At 68.6% G+C, this 16,124-nt stretch carries 12 protein-coding genes and 1 tRNA gene; 10 read left to right on the plus strand and 3 right to left on the minus strand.

Going from position 1 to position 16,124, the window contains the following annotated elements; all coding sequences use genetic code 11:
• Positions 1–83 precede the first annotated feature (83 nt).
• The 7 genes from LGR64_RS15260 (at position 84) to LGR64_RS15290 (ending at position 5,822) form a co-directional block, all read left to right on the plus strand.
• Complete coding sequence (locus LGR64_RS15260) at positions 84–452, plus strand: hypothetical protein (RefSeq protein WP_141833707.1); 369 nt, start codon at positions 84–86, stop codon at positions 450–452.
• On the plus strand, positions 449–1,897 hold the full coding sequence (locus tag LGR64_RS15265) for a TolC family protein (RefSeq protein ID WP_141833710.1): 1,449 nt from the start codon (positions 449–451) through the stop codon (positions 1,895–1,897). The genes LGR64_RS15260 and LGR64_RS15265 overlap by 4 nt, the downstream gene beginning before the upstream one ends.
• Before the next feature lies 1 nt (position 1,898).
• Positions 1,899–3,281: a multicopper oxidase family protein gene (locus LGR64_RS15270; protein ID WP_034392056.1), complete on the plus strand. Its 1,383-nt coding sequence runs from the start codon at positions 1,899–1,901 to the stop codon at positions 3,279–3,281.
• Positions 3,282–3,301: 20 nt separating this feature from the next.
• Positions 3,302–3,793, plus strand: coding sequence for a cupredoxin domain-containing protein (locus LGR64_RS15275; RefSeq protein WP_230355987.1), 492 nt, complete (start codon positions 3,302–3,304; stop codon positions 3,791–3,793).
• Between the two features lie 34 nt (positions 3,794–3,827).
• Entirely contained in the window at positions 3,828–4,337 is a 510-nt protein-coding gene (locus LGR64_RS15280; RefSeq protein WP_141833715.1) for a DUF411 domain-containing protein, read from the plus strand.
• A gap of 15 nt (positions 4,338–4,352) precedes the next feature.
• Entirely contained in the window at positions 4,353–4,745 is a 393-nt protein-coding gene (locus LGR64_RS15285) for a copper-binding protein (RefSeq protein ID WP_047474281.1), read from the plus strand.
• Between the two features lie 66 nt (positions 4,746–4,811).
• Positions 4,812–5,822 carry a P1 family peptidase gene (locus tag LGR64_RS15290; RefSeq protein WP_034392050.1) on the plus strand — a complete coding sequence of 337 codons (1,011 nt, stop codon included), beginning with the start codon at positions 4,812–4,814 and terminating at the stop codon, positions 5,820–5,822.
• A gap of 6 nt (positions 5,823–5,828) precedes the next feature.
• Here the strand turns inward: LGR64_RS15290 and LGR64_RS15295 are convergent, their stop codons facing one another.
• From LGR64_RS15295 to ettA, 3 genes are all read right to left on the minus strand, one after another.
• The gene (locus LGR64_RS15295) at positions 5,829–6,974 is read right to left on the minus strand and encodes an FAD-dependent monooxygenase (protein ID WP_141833718.1); all 1,146 of its coding nucleotides are present in this window, start codon (positions 6,972–6,974) and stop codon (positions 5,829–5,831) included.
• 167 nt (positions 6,975–7,141) lie between these two features.
• Complete coding sequence (locus LGR64_RS15300) at positions 7,142–9,772, minus strand: DUF1631 family protein (protein ID WP_141833721.1); 2,631 nt, start codon at positions 9,770–9,772, stop codon at positions 7,142–7,144.
• Between the two features lie 60 nt (positions 9,773–9,832).
• The gene (ettA, locus tag LGR64_RS15305) at positions 9,833–11,494 is read right to left on the minus strand and encodes an energy-dependent translational throttle protein EttA (protein ID WP_013803101.1); all 1,662 of its coding nucleotides are present in this window, start codon (positions 11,492–11,494) and stop codon (positions 9,833–9,835) included.
• Between the two features lie 267 nt (positions 11,495–11,761).
• Between ettA and LGR64_RS15310 the strand changes: the two genes are divergently transcribed.
• The 3 genes from LGR64_RS15310 to LGR64_RS15320 all read left to right on the plus strand — a co-directional run bounded on the left by LGR64_RS15310 (position 11,762) and on the right by LGR64_RS15320 (position 15,710).
• The gene (locus LGR64_RS15310; RefSeq protein ID WP_141833724.1) at positions 11,762–13,549 is read left to right on the plus strand and encodes a DEAD/DEAH box helicase; all 1,788 of its coding nucleotides are present in this window, start codon (positions 11,762–11,764) and stop codon (positions 13,547–13,549) included.
• 241 nt (positions 13,550–13,790) lie between these two features.
• The gene (locus tag LGR64_RS15315) at positions 13,791–15,548 is read left to right on the plus strand and encodes a M14 family metallopeptidase (RefSeq protein WP_141833727.1); all 1,758 of its coding nucleotides are present in this window, start codon (positions 13,791–13,793) and stop codon (positions 15,546–15,548) included.
• Between the two features lie 85 nt (positions 15,549–15,633).
• Positions 15,634–15,710, plus strand: a tRNA-Arg gene (locus LGR64_RS15320).
• Positions 15,711–16,124 lie beyond the last annotated feature (414 nt).

The raw sequence follows: 16,124 nt of genomic DNA on the forward strand, positions 1-16,124 counted from the left end.
CCCCTCCATGGGCAGCCCGCTTACGGGCATGGCAGGGCACTCGGCCGCGGATGCGTTGTCCGTTTCGCATTCAGGAGATCACCATGCGCCGTGCGCATTTTCTCGCCCCCCTCATCCCCCTCATCCATTTCGGGCTGGCAGCCCTTGCCGTCTCCAGCCCCGCTGCATGGGCCCAGGTCCATGACGGCAGCCTCCCCCCGGCCTCTTCCTCCGCAGGCCTGACAGGCGCCATCGATCCGGCTGCGGCCAGCCTGCCGCTGCGCCATGCCGCGCTGCCGGCCAGTGGCGCCGTGGAAACCGAGCTGACCGACTGGCGCCAGGCCAATGCGGCCGTGGCCGAGTTTTCCAACGGCCATATGGACATCCTGCGCTGGGAAGCCGCCCAGGGCGGTCGATCCACGCCTGCGCCGTCCCCGCACGGCTCTCACATGCAGCACGGAGGCCGGCCATGAAGCGCACCCTCTTCGCCCCCACCCGGCTGGTCGGCGCCATGGCTGCCGTGCTGGCCCTGGCCGGCTGCGCCAGCATCTCGCCCGACGGCCTGCGCGGCGCGGTCCAATCCCATACCGCCAGCCGCCTGCCGGACGGCGCCGAACTGCCGCCAACCGATCTGCAGGCCCGCGACGCGGCGCAGCAGCGCATCGACGAGTGGCTGCGCCAGCCGCTGGACATGGACCAGTCCGTGCGCATCGCACTACTCAACAACCCCGGCCTGCAAGCGCGCCTGGCGCAACTGGGCGTGCAGGATGCCGAACGCGTTCAGGCCCTGACCCTGCCCAACCCCACGCTGGCTCTGGGCCGCATGGTCAACAGCGACGAGCGCGAGATCGAGCGCCAGCTGAGCTTTGGCCTGGTCAGCCTGATCACCCTGCCCTGGCGCAGCCGCTGGCAGGGCATGCAGATGGAACAGGCCACCCTGACCGCCGCGCAGGATGTGCTGCGGCTGGCCGCCGACACTCGCCGCGCCTGGCTGCGCGCCGTGGCCGCACGCCAGCAACTGGCGTCCAGCGAGCGCATGCACGAAGCGGCCGAGGCCGGGGCCGAGCTGGCGCGCCGCATGGCCCGCGTGGGCAACTTCAGCCGGCTGCAGCAGGCACGCGAGCTCAGCATCCAGCAGGACACCGCAGCCCAGCTGGCGCGTGCGCGCCTTGCCGCCACGGCCGAGCATGAGCAACTGGCCCGCCTGATGGGCCTGTGGGGACGGCGCATCGATTTCAAGCTGCCCGACCAGCTGCCCGCCATCCCGCAGGCCGCCACGCAGTTGCGCGCCGGGGACGATGCCGAAGCCACCGCGCTGCGCGAGCGCCTGGACCTGCGCGCACTGCGCCGCGACCTGGACCAGTTGGCCGAGCGCCGTGGCTGGGCACGCCTGGGCGCCATGTTCGGCGACATCGGCCTGGGCTACAACCGCAACACCGCCACGGACCGGGCCACCGGCCACAGCGATGTGACACGCGGCTGGGAGATCGACCTGCCCCTGCCGCTGTTCGACTGGGGTGGCGCCGCCAGCGGCCGCGCACGTGCCGAGGTCCAGCGCAGCGCGGCCCAACTGCAGCAAGGCGCCATCCAGGCGCGGGCCGAGGCGCGCAGCAGCTGGATGCGCTACCGCACGGCCTGGGACCTGGCCCACCAGCAGCAGACCGAGGTGCTGCCGCTGCGCCGCTTCATCCAGGACGAAACCATGCTTCGCTACAACGGCATGTTCGTCAGCGTCTGGGAGTTGCTGGCCGAGGCCCGCAACAGCGCCCAGGCCGTGGCCACCGCCACCGACGCCCAGCGCGACTTCTGGCTGGCCGACACCGACCTGCAGCTGGCTCTGGCCGGAACCTCGCCAGGCACGGTCGAGGCCGCATCCAGCGCCGCCGCACCCACTCCCACGAACACAGCGAGCCACTGACATGAACCGCCGCAACTTCTTCACCGGCGCGGCCGTGGCCGCTGTCTCCAGCGCCGCCGTCAGCCGCGTGGCCCTGGCCGCCCTGCCCGAGGCAGCGACCCAGTCCTCGGCCGAAACCGCCGCCCCGCTGGCACCGCCCAACGGCCGCCCCTACCGCCCCGTGGTCACGCTCAACGGCTGGACCACGCCCTGGCGCATGAACGCAGGCGTCAAGGAATTCCACCTGGTGGCCGAGCCCGTGGTACGCGAGGTGGCTCCGGGCTTCTTCGTCAACATGTGGGGCTACAACGGCCAGAGCCCGGGACCGACCATCGAGGTCGTGGAAGGCGACAAGGTCCGCATCTTCGTGACCAACCGCCTGCCCGAGCACACCACCGTGCACTGGCACGGCCAGCGCCTGCCCAACGGCATGGACGGCGTGGGCGGCGTGACCCAGCCGCACATCCCGCCCGGCAAGACCTTCGTCTACGAGTTCACGGCGCGCCGTCCCGGCACCTTCATGTACCACCCGCATGCCGACGAGATGGTGCAGATGGCCATGGGCATGATGGGCCTGTGGATCACGCATCCGAAGGCGGCCCACCCGCAGATCGCCGAGGTCCAGCGCGACTACGCCTTCCTGCTGTCGGCCTACGACGTGGAGCCCGGCTCCATGACGCCGCGCGTGGCCGAGATGACGGACTTCAACATCTGGACCTTCAACAGCCGGGTGTTCCCCGCCATCAGCCCCGTCGTCGCCAGGCGCGGCGACCGGGTGCGCCTGCGCGTGGGCAACCTGACCATGACCAACCATCCCATCCACGTGCATGGCCACGAATTCGAGGTCACGGGCACCGACGGCGGCCCCGTGCCCCGGTCCGCGCGCTGGCCCGAGGTGACCACCGACGTGGCCGTGGGCCAGATGCGCCAGGTGGAGTTCATCGCCGACGAGCTGGGCGACTGGGCCCTGCACTGCCACAAGAGCCACCACACCATGGGCGCCATGGGGCATGACACGCCGACCATGATCGGCGTGGACCACCGGGGCCTGGTCGGCAAGATCCAGAAGATCGTGCCCGACTACATGGTCATGGGCGAGCGCGGCATGGGCGACATGGCCTCCATGGAAATGCCCCTGCCCGACAACACCTTCCCGATGATGACCGGCACGGGCCCCTTCGGCCCCATCGAGATGGGCGGCATGTTCACCACCCTCAAGGTGCGCGAGCAGTTGGGCGCCAACGACTACGGCGACCCGGGCTGGTTCACCCACCCCAAGGGCAGCGTGGCCTATGAGTGGAAGGGGCCCGCGGCCGAAGCCTCCGCACCGCGCCAGACCACGCCCGGCCAGTCCCCCGGCGCACCCAGCGTGCGCAAGCCCGGTGCGGGCCATGAGCACCACTGATGCCATCCAAGGAGTACCTCATGAACACCTTTGCCCTCCTCCTCGCCACCGCACTGCTCGCCGGCCCCGCTGCCGTCTTCGCCCATGGCAGCGAAACCCACGATGACGCTCCCAAGGCCGCCGCGATCAAGGAGCAAAAGCCCTGGGGCATTGCCGGCGATGCCTCGGCCGCCCGGCGCACCATCACCCTGCACATGAGCGACAACATGCGCTTCACGCCAGAGCGCATCAGCGTCAAGCGCGGCGAGACGGTGCGCCTGCGCGTGGCCAACAAGGGCCAGGTCATGCACGAGATCGTGCTGGGCACGCCAGCCTCGCTGGACGAGCACGCGCAGATGATGCTCAAGTTCCCCACCATGGAGCACGGCGAGCCCTACATGGCCCATGTCTCGCCCGGCAAATCCGGCGACCTGGTCTGGAATTTCAACCGCGAAGGCAATTTCGACTTTGCCTGCCTCATCCCCGGCCACTACCAGGCCGGCATGCGCGGAACCATCACGGTGACGCAATGAGCGCGCCGCTTCTTCCCCCCTTCAGGAGCACCCCATGAAACATGAACGCATGGCATCCGCCCACCCGCGCCGCAGTGCGCTGCGCCGCATGGCACTGGCCTGCGCGGCATTCGCCGCCCCTTCGCTGTGGGCGGCTGCCCCCACGGCCCGCATCCCGGTCGAGGTCTGGAAGGACCCCAACTGCGGCTGCTGCCAGGACTGGGTGGTGCACATGGAGCAAAACGGCTTTGCCGTCACCGTGCACGACACCGGCAACAGCGCCGTGCGCGCCAAGCTGGGCATTCCGGCGCGCCTGGGCTCCTGCCACACGGCCCTGGTCGAAGGCTATGCGCTCGAAGGCCATGTGCCTGCGGCCGACGTGCACAAGCTGCTCAAGCAAAAGCCCAAGGCGGTGGGCATTGCCGTGCCCGGCATGCCCGTGGGCAGCCCTGGCATGGACGGCCCCGAGTACGGCGGCCGCAAGGACCCCTACGAGGTGCTGCTGATCACCAAGAACCTCATGAACAGCGACGTTTCCACCCGCACCTTCACCAGCTACCGCTGAACCCCGGAGCACACCATGCACAACACAGCCCTCCTTGTTTCCCGTACGTCCCGTACCGCCCTTGCCGTGCGCCTGGCCCTTGCCGCCGCGCTGATCCCGGCCTGGGCCGGTGCCCAGGCCACGGCCCACGACCATGCGGCGCATGGCGCGCAATCTGCCGAAACCGAACCTGCCGCCGCCAGCCAGGACCTCAGCGAAGGCGAGGTCACGCGCTGGGATGCTCGCACCAGCAAGGTCACGCTGCGCCACGGCGAACTCAAGAACCTGGGCATGCCGCCCATGACCATGGTCTTCCAGCTGCGCGTGGCTGCACCCGAGCCCGCCCTCAAGGCCGGCGACAAGGTGCGCTTTCGCGCCGAGCAGGACCAGGGCGCCTTCGTGGTCACGCAGCTGGAAGTGCTGCGCTGAAGACCGGGTGCAGGGCTGCCGTTTCGGCTAAGGTGAAGGCCTGTCCATCACCGAGCAGAGCAGCGCATGCCAAGCACCGACTCAGACCCCGGCTCCATCACCCGCGTACAGGGCATCGAGGTAGGCCACCACACCGATGCCCGCCGCCCCACGGGCTGCACCGTCGTGCTGGCGCGCGGCGGCGCCGTGGGGGGCTGCGATGTGCGTGGCGCCGCCCCCGGCACGCGCGAGACCGACCTGCTGCATCCTTCCAACCTGGTGCAGCAGGTGCATGCCGTCATGCTCTCAGGCGGCAGCGCATGGGGGCTGGACGCGGCCAGCGGCGCCATGCGCTGGCTCGATGAGCAGGGCATAGGGCTGGATGTGGGCGTGGGCCGCGTGCCCATCGTGCCGGCCGCCGTGCTGTTCGACCTGGCGGTGGGCGACAGCCGCATCCGCCCGGGTGCCGATGCCGGCCATGCGGCCTGCCAGGCCGCCAGCGCCGCGCGGCCTGCCGAGGGCAATGTGGGCGCCGGCATGGGCGCCTGCGTGGGCAAGGTCTTCGGCATGGATCGCGCCATGAAGGGTGGCATTGGCACGGCCTCGCTGACCGTGCATGGCGTCACCGTGGGCGCCCTGATCGCCTGCAATGCCGTGGGCGATGTGGTCGACCCCCACAGCGGCGCGCTGCTGGCCGGCGCGCGCAGCCCCGATGGCCGCCAGCTGCACGACACCTGCCGTGCCCTGTTGCGCGGCGAAGAGCCCCGGCCGCTGCTGGCAGGCACCAACACCACCATCGGCGTGATTGCCACCGATGCGCGCATCACCAAGGTCCAGGCCCAGCGCCTGGCCGTGGTGTCCCATGACGGCCTGGCACGCGCCATACGCCCCGTGCACACCATGAGCGATGGCGACACGCTGTTCGCCCTGGGCACGGGCCTGGCCGAGCACTCGCTGGGCATGCTGACCCTGTCCGCCATGGCCGCCGAGGCCGTGGCCCTGGCCACGGTGCGCGCCGTGCTGGCAGCGCAGTCGCTGACCACGGCAGAAGGGCTGGAGCTGCCCTGCGCCAGGGAGCTGGCCGCCTGCCGGCCCTGACCGGGTTCAGACCTGCAGCGCAACCGCCCAGGCGTCGTAGCCGTAGACGCCATCGGCATTGCCACCGGCGCGCAGCCAGTTGTTGCCACGCGAGCCGATCTGGATCTCGCTGGTGCGCTGCATGCGCATGGCCTGGTAGCGCGCCAGGACCTCGGGCACCTGCTGCGGACCCGGGGCGGCATCCAGGTTGCGGGCCAGCACCACGGCGTCTTCGATGGCCATGCCTGCGCCCTGGGCCATGAAGGGCATCATCGGGTGGCAGGCATCGCCCAGCAGCGTGATGCGGTCCTGCGACCAGGCCGGCAGGGGATCGCGCTCGTACAGCGCGGTCTTGAGCACGCCATCGCAGGCGTCGAGCAGAGCCCGGGCGTCGGGATGGAAATCGGCGTAGAAGCCGCGCAACTCCTCGACGCTGCCGGACGTGGTCCACGATTCCTCGTGCCAGGAATCCTGGGCCGTGGTGGCGAAGATGAAGGTGTCGCGCCCCTGGTTCAGCGGAAAGGTCACGATCTGGCTTTGCGGCGTGGCGCCCCACCATTTGGTGAAGGCCTGGATGTCGGGCACATGGCGCACGCGCTCGGTGGGCACCACCGCGCGGAAGGCCACCACACCCGTGAAGCGCGGGCTCTCGGCACCGAACAGGGCCGCGCGCACCACGGAGTGGATGCCGTCCGCGCCAATGAGTGCGTCCAGCCCGGCCACTTCGCTGCCATCGGTGAAGGCGATGTCCACGCCTTGCCCCGTCTGCGTGATCTGGCTGGCACGCTTGCCCAACTGCACCTGGTCCAGCGGAAAGGCATCGGCCAGCGCGGCCAGCAGATCGGCGCGGTGGATGGTCAACTGCGGGGCGCCGTACTTGCGCTCGGCCTCGTCACCCATGGTCAGGCGCGAGGTTTCCTCGCCCGTGTCCCAGTTGCGGCTGATGCGGTGCGTGGGCCGGGCGGCGCTGGCGCGCACGGCGGCGGCAATGTCGGCGCCCAGGCCATCGAGGGCGCGCACGGCATTGGGCGTGAGGTTGATGTCCGCGCCCACGCGCAGAAACTGCCGGCTTTGCTCGAACACCAATACTTCATGCCCTGCCTGGTGCAGCGCATTGGCTGCCGCCAGTCCGCCAATGCCTGCTCCGACGATGCCTATCCTCAAACGCGCCATGGTTCCTGTCTCCTGCTGGTGGGGTCTATTCGGTGATGCGCCCCGTGATCCGGAGCGCACCGATGCAGGACATTGTCTTTTTGACAGGCCTCAGGCCTCAACCTCCGCAAGGCCCGAATTGGGCACGATTCGTCCCCATCGGCGCCGGCGCATGTCCGGCAGGCGCCTCAGTCCACGCGCCGCAGTTGCCCTTGTGCCAGCAGCTTGTCGCGCATGCGGCGCGTCATGGACTGGGTGCTGCCATCGGTGGCCGTGAACAGGAACAGCGTCTGCTGCGGACTAACCCAGGTCAGCTGGGTGCGAATGCACTGCCGGGCGTTGGACAGTTCCACCCAGGTGCCCAGCGCCCAGTCTTCGGACACCACGGGAGCCACTGGCGGCGGTGGTTCCAGGGGCAGCGCGGGCTCGGCAGGCATCGGGGCGGCTTCGCCACCGGCCAACGCAGCCTGCGCGGCAAGCCCAGCAAGCCCCGTAAGCCCCGCAAAGGCCTGCGGCGCTTGTGCAGCCGGGGTGGCCGGGGTGGCCGGCAGCTCATCCTGCAGCGCCTCGGGCAGTTCCAGATCCTGCTCGGTCAGCGCGCCGATATCGTCCGCCATCGGCTGCCGCACATCGAGCGGCACCGGCAGGGAGGCCGCCACGCCAAACAACGACTGCGGCAAACGGGCCGCCAGGGAGCCTGGCGTTGTCTGGCCAAGCGTTGCCGCACCAGTGGAGGAAGACAGGGACGCCAGCACCGAGTCCGACCCGTAGATGGTCGGCGGTACGGAGTCCAGATAAATGTCCACGCTCTCTATGGGCTGGCGGACCACACCGGCATCCAGCGCATCCTGGTGCAGGCCGGCCAGGCGCGCGGCAAAGGCCTGGATTTCCTCTTCCGTACGCCCCACGCTGCGCAGGCCGGCGCGCAGCCGGGCCTGCAGCCGGGGGGCCAGCGCCACCAGGCGGTCGGTATCGCGGCCCGCATGGGCCGACACGCTCCACAGCAGGCTGGGCACCAGGGCCAGATAGCCGCCGGGGTCCCGGGCCTCGCTGCCGTCCACGGGTTCCTGAACGCTGGCGATCACTTCGGCCCAGGGTCCCGTGGCGAATTCCAGAATGTCATCGGGCACGCCCTGGGCGCTGGGCAGGCGCCGGATGGCGGCTGCAATCTGCTCGGCCCTGGGCATGGCGGTTTCGGGCCAGCGCGGGTCCACGCCCCGCCTTTCCACATGCCTGAGCGCAGCCGAGACAGGTCCGGTCACCGTGCCGCCTTCCGGCATTTCGCCAGGGCCCACGGGCTGCATGCCGCTGCCGCCCCAACCGTCGCGCAGTTGCTGCAGCACCGTGGCAAAGGCCGACGCATCGGCACGCTGCAGGGCCGCCAGCCGCATGGCGGCGGAATCGGCCACCTGCAGGAATTGACCGTAGCCGGGCGCGGATTCACTGTCGAACCACAGGCTGCGTGCCGTCAGCTCATCAAGCAGTTGGCGCGCGGGGTGGCTGCGGTCTTCAAAAAAGCGCGCGTCCTGGACCACCAGCTGCTGCAGCAGCGGCTCCAGACGGCCCACGGTGCGCTGCACGGAAGGCAGCAGGCGCGTGTCGGCCGCCATGAAACGCATCATGCGCTGCAGGGTGTGCAGCGCGGCGCCGTCGTCGGCGCGCACGCCGGGTGCGGGCTCCTGCTGCTCGGGCGGCTGCAGCGCCTGCATCAGTTGCTCCAGCTGGGCCGAGTGGTGCTGCACGGACTCCAGCGCCATGCAGCTCAGCGAAGTCCAGCCTTCGGGCAGCGCCGCCAGCACGGTGGGTGCCGTCTCGCTGCCCTGCCAGGCGGTGGTCTGCAGGCGGCTTGCGCCGTCCATGGCCGGCGCAACCTGCCCGGGCACGGAATAGGAGGATGTGTGGGCCAGCGCCAACATGGAAGAAGGCGCCGAAGTGGGCGCCTCGCGGTGCGAATCCATCCAGCGTGGATCGGACAGCAGGGCCGCCACCAGGCGCCGCGTCAGCTCATCTTCCTGGGCCTGCTGGCCAAAGGAGCCATAAGCGCGGCTCTGGGCCACGGCATCGCCATAGTGGGAAGGCGCCCGCCAGCGGCTTTGCCCCGGCAGGTCGGAATGGCGGCGCCCCGCCTCGGGCAAAGGGGCCTGTGCCGGCGCCAGGCCATAGGCCGCAGGCTGCACCCCCTTGTCACGCAGGGATTGGGCGATATGGCCGTACTCGGACACCAGCAGCGCACCCAGGTGCTCGCGCATGAAACCCAGCCAGCAGGCGGCGGAGCCGGGGTCCACCCCGGTGTCGTCGATCACGCGCTGCAGCGCCTGCACATAGCTGTGGGGCCGCAGCGGATTGCGTTCGGGCTGGACACGGTCCAGGCCCTGGACGGCGCTGACCAGGGCGTCGAGCTCGGCCAGCGCGATCTCCACCTGCGGCGCCACATGCTGCAGCAGGCGCTGGTGGGCCAGCTGCGACTGCAGCACGGAATCGTCCAGGAGGGAGAGGGAGGCGAAATCGGTGGTGCCGGGCACACCTGACGCACCGGACATGCCAGGCACAGGGGGCCAGGCAGCAGCGCCGCCGGATTGACCAAAGCATTCCAGCAGCGCCCGCCCATAGCCCTTGAGCATGGGCGCCCGGTGGCGGGCCAGCAGCTCCAGCGCCTCGGGAATTTCAGCGCGGCGCGGCAGGCCGGAGCCCGGCTGGTCGGCCTGCTCCATGGCATGCGCCGTGCGCTGCAGCAGCCGCAGGATCAGCGCCTCCGAGCCACGCACGGCCTGCACCAAGCAGGCTTGCAACGCGGCAACAGAAACGGGTGGAGGATTCATGGCCCGAAGAATACAGGCTCCAGCCCGTGCCGGAGGCGCTTTGAGGCTTGCCTTTGATGCTTACTTCAGTGCCTTGTAGCGCATGCGCTTGGGCTTGGCGCCCTCTTCGCCCAGGCGCTTCTTCTTGTCGGCTTCGTACTCCTGGTAGTTGCCGTCGAAGTACACCCATTGCGAATCGCCTTCGGCGGCCAGGATGTGCGTGGCGATACGGTCGAGGAACCAGCGATCGTGGGAGATCACCAGCACCGTGCCCGCGTACTCCAGCAGCGCATCTTCCAGCGCGCGCAGGGTTTCCACGTCCAGGTCGTTGGAGGGCTCGTCCAGCAGCAGCACGTTGCCGCCCTGGATCAGCGTCTTGGCCAGGTGCAGGCGGCCGCGCTCGCCGCCGGAGAGGTTGCCGACCTTCTTTTGCTGGTCCTGGCCGTTGAAGTTGAAGCGGCCAGCGTAGGCGCGCGAGGCCATCTGGAACTTGCCGACGTTGATGATGTCCAGCCCGCCCGAGATGTCTTCCCACACCGTCTTGTCGTTGGCCAGCGCGTCACGCGTCTGCTCCACATAGGCCATCTTGACCGTCTGGCCCACGATGACTTCGCCGGAGTCGGCCTGCTCGCGCCCCGCGATCAGCTTGAACAGCGTGGACTTGCCGGCACCGTTGGGGCCGATGATGCCGACGATGGCGCCAGCGGGGATGTTCATGGTCAGGTTGTCGATGAGCACGCGGTCGCCAAAGCTCTTGGTGACGTTGTTGAACTCGATGACCTGGGTGCCCAGGCGCTCGGCCACAGGAATGAAGATTTCCTGGGTTTCGTTGCGCTTTTGGTATTCGAAATCGCTCAGTTCCTCGAAGCGCGCGATACGGGCCTTGGACTTGGTCTGGCGGCCCTTGGCGTTCTGGCGAACCCACTCCAGTTCCTTCTTCAGGGCCTTGGCGCGGGCTTCCTCGCCCTTTTGCTCGGACTCCAGGCGGCTTTGCTTCTGGAACAGCCATTCGGAGTAGTTGCCCTTGTAGGGAATGCCGTGGCCACGGTCCAGTTCCAGAATCCACTCGGCAGCGTTGTCCAGGAAGTAGCGATCGTGGGTGATGGCCACCACGGTGCCGGTGAAGCGGTGCAGGAATTGCTCCAGCCATTCCACGGACTCGGCGTCCAAGTGGTTGGTGGGTTCGTCAAGCAACAGCATGTCGGGCTTGGACAGCAGCAGCTTGCACAGGGCTACACGGCGCTTTTCGCCACCGGACAGCTTGCCGATCACGGCATCCCAGGCCGGCAGGCGCAGGGCGTCGGCAGCGATCTCCAACTGGTGCTCGGAGTCGGTGCCGGCAGCGGCGATCTTGGCTTCGAGCTCGCCTTGCTCGGCGGCCAGCGCGTCGAAGTCGGCGTCGGGTTCGGCATAGGCGGCGTAGATTTCATCGAGGCGCGAGCGGGCCGCGTTGACTTCGGCCATGGCCTCTTCCACGGCCTGGCGCACGGTGTGCTCCGCATTGAGCTGCGGCTCCTGCGGCAGGTAGCCGATGGACAGGCCCTGCATGGGCAGCGCCTCGCCTTCGAATTCCTTGTCCACCCCAGCCATGATCTTGAGCAGCGAGGACTTGCCCGAGCCGTTCAGACCCAGCACGCCGATCTTGGCGCCCGGGAAAAAGCTGAGAGAGATGTCCTTCAAGATCTGCCGCTTGGGCGGCACGGTCTTGGTGAGGTGGTTCATCGAGAAAACGTATTGAGCCATTCTGGTCCGAGTACTTGAATCGTTGATTTCTGCAAAAACCGGGCAACAAATCGGTTGCACGCCAGCCGTGATTATCGGCGCATGCGACAATACCCTGCGTCATGGGTTCCAGTTGCCCGTGACATCAGCATTCCAGCTGGGGACGATGGACGCTGTTTTCCAGGCTCCCGACATTGAACTACATCCGCCTACGACTGGTCCGGCAACCGCCCTGGTTGCCTCGACAGGCAGATACCCAGCGCCCCGGACGGGCGCATCTTTGATCACATGACATTTGAAGAACTGAATCTGGCTCCCGCCATTCTGAAGGCCGTGCTTGAGGAGGGTTACGAGAACCCGACTCCCATCCAGGCACAGGCCATCCCTGCGGTACTCGCCGGCCACGACCTGCTGGCAGGTGCCCAGACCGGCACTGGCAAGACCGCTGCCTTCACCCTGCCCATGCTGCAACGCCTCTCGCAAGGCCAGGTGCCGCGCAACAAGTTCGGCGGCAAGGGCATCCGCGCCCTGGTGCTGACGCCCACGCGTGAACTCGCCGCACAGGTCGAGGAATCGGTGCGCAGCTACGCCAAGTACCTGGACATCAACTCCACCGTCATCTTCGGCGGCGTGGGCATGAAGCCCCAGATCGACCGCATCAAGAAGGGCGTGGACATCCTGGTCGCCACGCCGGGCCGCCTGCTGGATCTGCAGCAGCAAGGCTTCATGGACCTGTCCACCGTCGAAGTCCTGGTGCTCGACGAAGCCGACCGCATGCTGGACATGGGCTTCATCCATGACGTCAAGAAGGTGCTGGCCCTGGTGCCCAAGGACAAGCAAAGCCTGCTGTTCTCGGCCACCTTCAGCGACGAGATCCGCGACCTGGCCAACGGCCTGCTGCGCAACCCGCAGTCCATCCAGGTCACGCCCAGCAACACCACGGTCCAGCGCATCACCCAGGTGATCCACCCCGTGGGCCGCGGCAAGAAAAAGCAGGTGCTGCTGCACATCATCAACGAGAACAACTGGAGCCAGGTTCTGGTGTTCACGCGCACCAAGTTCGGCGCCAACAACGTTGCCGAATTCCTGACCAAGAACAACATCAGCGCCATGGCGCTGCACGGCAACAAGAGCCAGAGCGCCCGCACCCAGGCCCTGGCCGGCTTCAAGACCGGCGAGCTGCGCGCCCTGGTCGCCACCGACATCGCTGCACGCGGCATCGATATCGACGAGCTGCCGCACGTCGTGAACTACGAGATCCCCAACGTGTCCGAGGACTACGTGCACCGCATCGGCCGCACGGGCCGTGCCGGTCGCGAAGGCCACGCCGTCAGCCTGGTCTGCATGGACGAAGAAGGCTTCATGATGGACATCGAGCGCTTCACCAAGCAGGAAATCCCTGTGCAGGTGCTCGAAGGCTTCGGCCCTGAAGAGGACGAAGTGGCCGAACCCATCGCCATGGGCCGCCAGACCATCTGGGGCGGTGCGGGCAAGCCGCCCAGCCGTGACGTCATGCAGGCCGCCGCCAAGGCTGCGCGCCAGGAAATGATGGACCGCATCCGCACCACCAAGGCCACCCAGCCCGACCGTGGCGGCCGCGCAGGTGGCCGTGGTCAGGCTCCCAAGGCCGGCTCGGACGAAGGCCGATCCGAAGGCAACGCCGGCGGCCAGGGCCGTGGCCGCAACCACGCCGGTGCAAGCGCCAACAACAAGCCGCGCCGCGATCGCTTCGATGGTCCGGGCAATGGCTCCGGCGCCGCCCACCGTCCCAAGGCAGCCCCCCAGAACGCCCCCAGGCGCGGCCCGCGCCCTGACGGCGAAGGCGGCGGCGGTGTCCGTCGCTTCGATGACCAACCCCCGCGCGCTGATGCCCACCTGGGCACGCAGCTGGGCCATGCACGCAGCAGCGGCCCCCGTGGCAGCGCAGGTGGCGGCCAGCCCGATCCGATGCGCACCAGCGTGGACACCATGGCCGAACGCGGCCGCCGTGGCGGCTTCAACCGCGGCGGCGGCGGTGGTGGCGGCTTCGGCGGCGGTGGCCGTGGCGGCCCCTCGCGCGGCGGCTACGGTCGCTGACCTGCACCACGGCTCCTTGGCATGCCCTGCGGCAAGCCGAGGAATCCGCCAACAAAAAAGGGCTGCATCTCCCCGGGGCTGCAGCCCTTTTCACATGGCGCAGATTGCGCATTCAGCCGACAGCGCGCCGCAAGCCTGCATGGCTATCATCCCGATAGCATTGCGGCCTGCGGCGATTGAAGGCCGCGCCCTTTTCCCGGATTTCCAAAGACTCCCCCGACTGGTTCCTCAAGGCCACTCCATGACACTGCAGACCCCACACGCCACCCCCTCCAGCCAGCGCCCCGATTCGGAGCTGCCACAGGACAGGTTGCGGTGGTCGGCCCTGGCGTGCGCAGCCCTGCTTTCCGCCTGCGCCAGCACCCCGCTGCCGCCATGGCCCACCACCTCCAAGCCCCAGGCGCCCGCCCCCACCCGGCCGGCCCCGGCCACCCCGGTGGTGCCCCAGGCGACCACGCAGCCCATCGCGCCGGCCAACAACCTGGTCCCCCTGCCCTACAACGCGGCCGTGGCTGCGCGCTTTCCCGATCCAGCCACCCGCTACGACACACCGGGCCTGGCACCGCAGCGCAACCAGTTCACCACGGCCAGCGAACTGTCTTCCTGGCTGAACAGCCAGGCCAGCAAATCCCTGGGCCGCGACACGCGCCTGGGTATCGTGCAGCCCGGCAGCTCGCAGCGCGGCAGCCCCATCCAGGCACTGGTGGCCACGCGCGCACCCGGCATTCAGCCGTCGGCGCTCTATGACAGCCGCCGCCCCACGGTCATGCTCGTGGCCGGCCAGCACGGCGACGAACCTGCGGGTACGGAGGCCTTGCTCATCATCGCCCGCGAGCTCGCTCCCGGCGGCCTGCTGGAGCCGCTGCTGCAGCAGATCAACGTGATCCTCGTGCCGCGCGCCAACCCCGACGCCGTGGAAGCCGGCACGCGCAATGCAGCCGATGGCACCGACATCGCCCATGACCACCTGCTCCTGAACACGCCGGAGGCCAAGGCCCTGGCCACGCTGGCGCGCGACTACCGCCCCGTCGCCGTGGTGGACCTGCAGGAATTCCCCGCCGCCAGCATCTTCCTGCAGAAGTACCAGGCCATACAGCGCTACGACGCCCTGCTGCAGTACTCGGCCGCGGCCAACCAGAATGAATTCGTGACCAAGGCTGCGCGCGAGTGGTACACGGCGCCGCTGCGCACCGCGCTGTCGCAGGCCGGGCTGAGCAGCGACTGGTACTACACCACCAGCCAGGATCTGCAGGACAAGTCCATCTCCATGGGCAGCCTCGCGCCCGATTCGCTGCGCAACGTCAGCGGGCTCAAGAACTCGGTGGGCTACCTGGTCAGCAGCCGTGGCTCGGACCTGGGCCGCGCCCACATCCAGCGGCGCGTGCACACCCTGGTCACCGCGTCCACACGCATGCTGCATTCCAGCGCCGAGCGCGCCAAGGACCTCACCCAGGTGCAGGCCTTCGTGGCCCGCGAGACCGCCTCCCTTGCCTGCCACCAGCAACTGGCCGTACTGGCCGAGCAGACCCCCGAGCAGCGCACCCTCACCATGATCCAGCCCGATACGGGCACCGACCAGCAGGTGCGCGTGGACTGGAACGCTTCACTGCAGCCGCGCACCACGCTGTCGCGCCCGCGCTCCTGCGGCTACTGGCTGTCCGCCAGCGCCCAGCCCGCCGTGGACAGGCTGCGCCTGCTGGGCCTGCAGGTGCTCAAGGTGGCCGAGCCCGGCCAGCTGCTGGCCGACTCGTATAACGAAGCCCGCTCGGCCACGCCCGCCAGCGGCGCCTATGCGCTCACGCGCGGCGCCGTCGAAGCGCCAGTGGGCAGCTACTACCTGACGATGAACCAGCCCATGGCCAATCTTGCCGCTGCAGCGCTGGAGCCCGACACGCCCTACAGCTACCTTGCACGCGGCCTGGTGCCCACGATGACCGACATGGCGCGCGTGATGGCGCCTCCTTCGGTGGTTTTCGAGGAAGAAGACGACGCCGAATGACGGCCAGGGCGCCAGGGCACGCCGCCAAGCCCTGAGCGCCCGCCCATTGCGGGTATGATCCGCGCTGGCCCGTCAGCGGCCATACCTGCCCGTAGCTCAACCGGATAGAGCAATTGCCTTCTAAGCAATAGGTCGGGGGTTCGAGTCCCTCCGGGCAGGCCATCCTGGCATCCCAAGAAATCCCAATACGTCCAAAGAAGTCCAAGGGCCCGCACTGGTCTCGGACTTCAGGTACATCTAGCTTCCGATGTCGTCCAACGGCGCCCCGGTGGCGCGATACACGCGTGACGTGATGCCATCCGGCGTGGGTTCGACGTGCCTGACTAACGGCAAGCACCGGGACATTGCCGTGCTCTACGGGCAGGATCGATGGCGCACAAGAGCTGTCTCCTGGCGTCCGCTCGGCGCAGATGCAACACGACAGCCGCGTGATCGCACGGTCCCGACTGATTGACAATCTGGTCGCTCTGGAAAAGCAGCTTCCGGAGGTGGAAGGCATCCAGGTACCCGGCCGGATCGTTCATCTGTCAGCGATGAAGATGGAGCTCCGGGTGGTAGCCAGTCGGCTTCCCGGCA

Source organism: Delftia sp. Lp-1 (assembly GCF_020523835.1).
Taxonomy (GTDB): domain Bacteria; phylum Pseudomonadota; class Gammaproteobacteria; order Burkholderiales; family Burkholderiaceae_C; genus Comamonas; species Comamonas acidovorans.

What these genes read in the sequence shown, in the direction of transcription:
- LGR64_RS15260 (WP_141833707.1), top strand. Translation starts at nt 84, where the DNA reads ATGCGCCGTGCGCATTTTCTCGCCCCCCTCATCCCCCTCATCCATTTC.
- LGR64_RS15265 (WP_141833710.1), top strand. Translation starts at nt 449, where the DNA reads ATGAAGCGCACCCTCTTCGCCCCCACCCGGCTGGTCGGCGCCATGGCT.
- LGR64_RS15270 (WP_034392056.1), top strand. Translation starts at nt 1,899, where the DNA reads ATGAACCGCCGCAACTTCTTCACCGGCGCGGCCGTGGCCGCTGTCTCC.
- LGR64_RS15275 (WP_230355987.1), top strand. Translation starts at nt 3,302, where the DNA reads ATGAACACCTTTGCCCTCCTCCTCGCCACCGCACTGCTCGCCGGCCCC.
- LGR64_RS15280 (WP_141833715.1), top strand. Translation starts at nt 3,828, where the DNA reads ATGAAACATGAACGCATGGCATCCGCCCACCCGCGCCGCAGTGCGCTG.
- LGR64_RS15285 (WP_047474281.1), top strand. Translation starts at nt 4,353, where the DNA reads ATGCACAACACAGCCCTCCTTGTTTCCCGTACGTCCCGTACCGCCCTT.
- LGR64_RS15290 (WP_034392050.1), top strand. Translation starts at nt 4,812, where the DNA reads ATGCCAAGCACCGACTCAGACCCCGGCTCCATCACCCGCGTACAGGGC.
- LGR64_RS15295 (WP_141833718.1), bottom strand. Translation starts at nt 6,974, where the DNA reads ATGGCGCGTTTGAGGATAGGCATCGTCGGAGCAGGCATTGGCGGACTG.
- LGR64_RS15300 (WP_141833721.1), bottom strand. Translation starts at nt 9,772, where the DNA reads ATGAATCCTCCACCCGTTTCTGTTGCCGCGTTGCAAGCCTGCTTGGTG.
- ettA (WP_013803101.1), bottom strand. Translation starts at nt 11,494, where the DNA reads ATGGCTCAATACGTTTTCTCGATGAACCACCTCACCAAGACCGTGCCG.
- LGR64_RS15310 (WP_141833724.1), top strand. Translation starts at nt 11,762, where the DNA reads ATGACATTTGAAGAACTGAATCTGGCTCCCGCCATTCTGAAGGCCGTG.
- LGR64_RS15315 (WP_141833727.1), top strand. Translation starts at nt 13,791, where the DNA reads ATGACACTGCAGACCCCACACGCCACCCCCTCCAGCCAGCGCCCCGAT.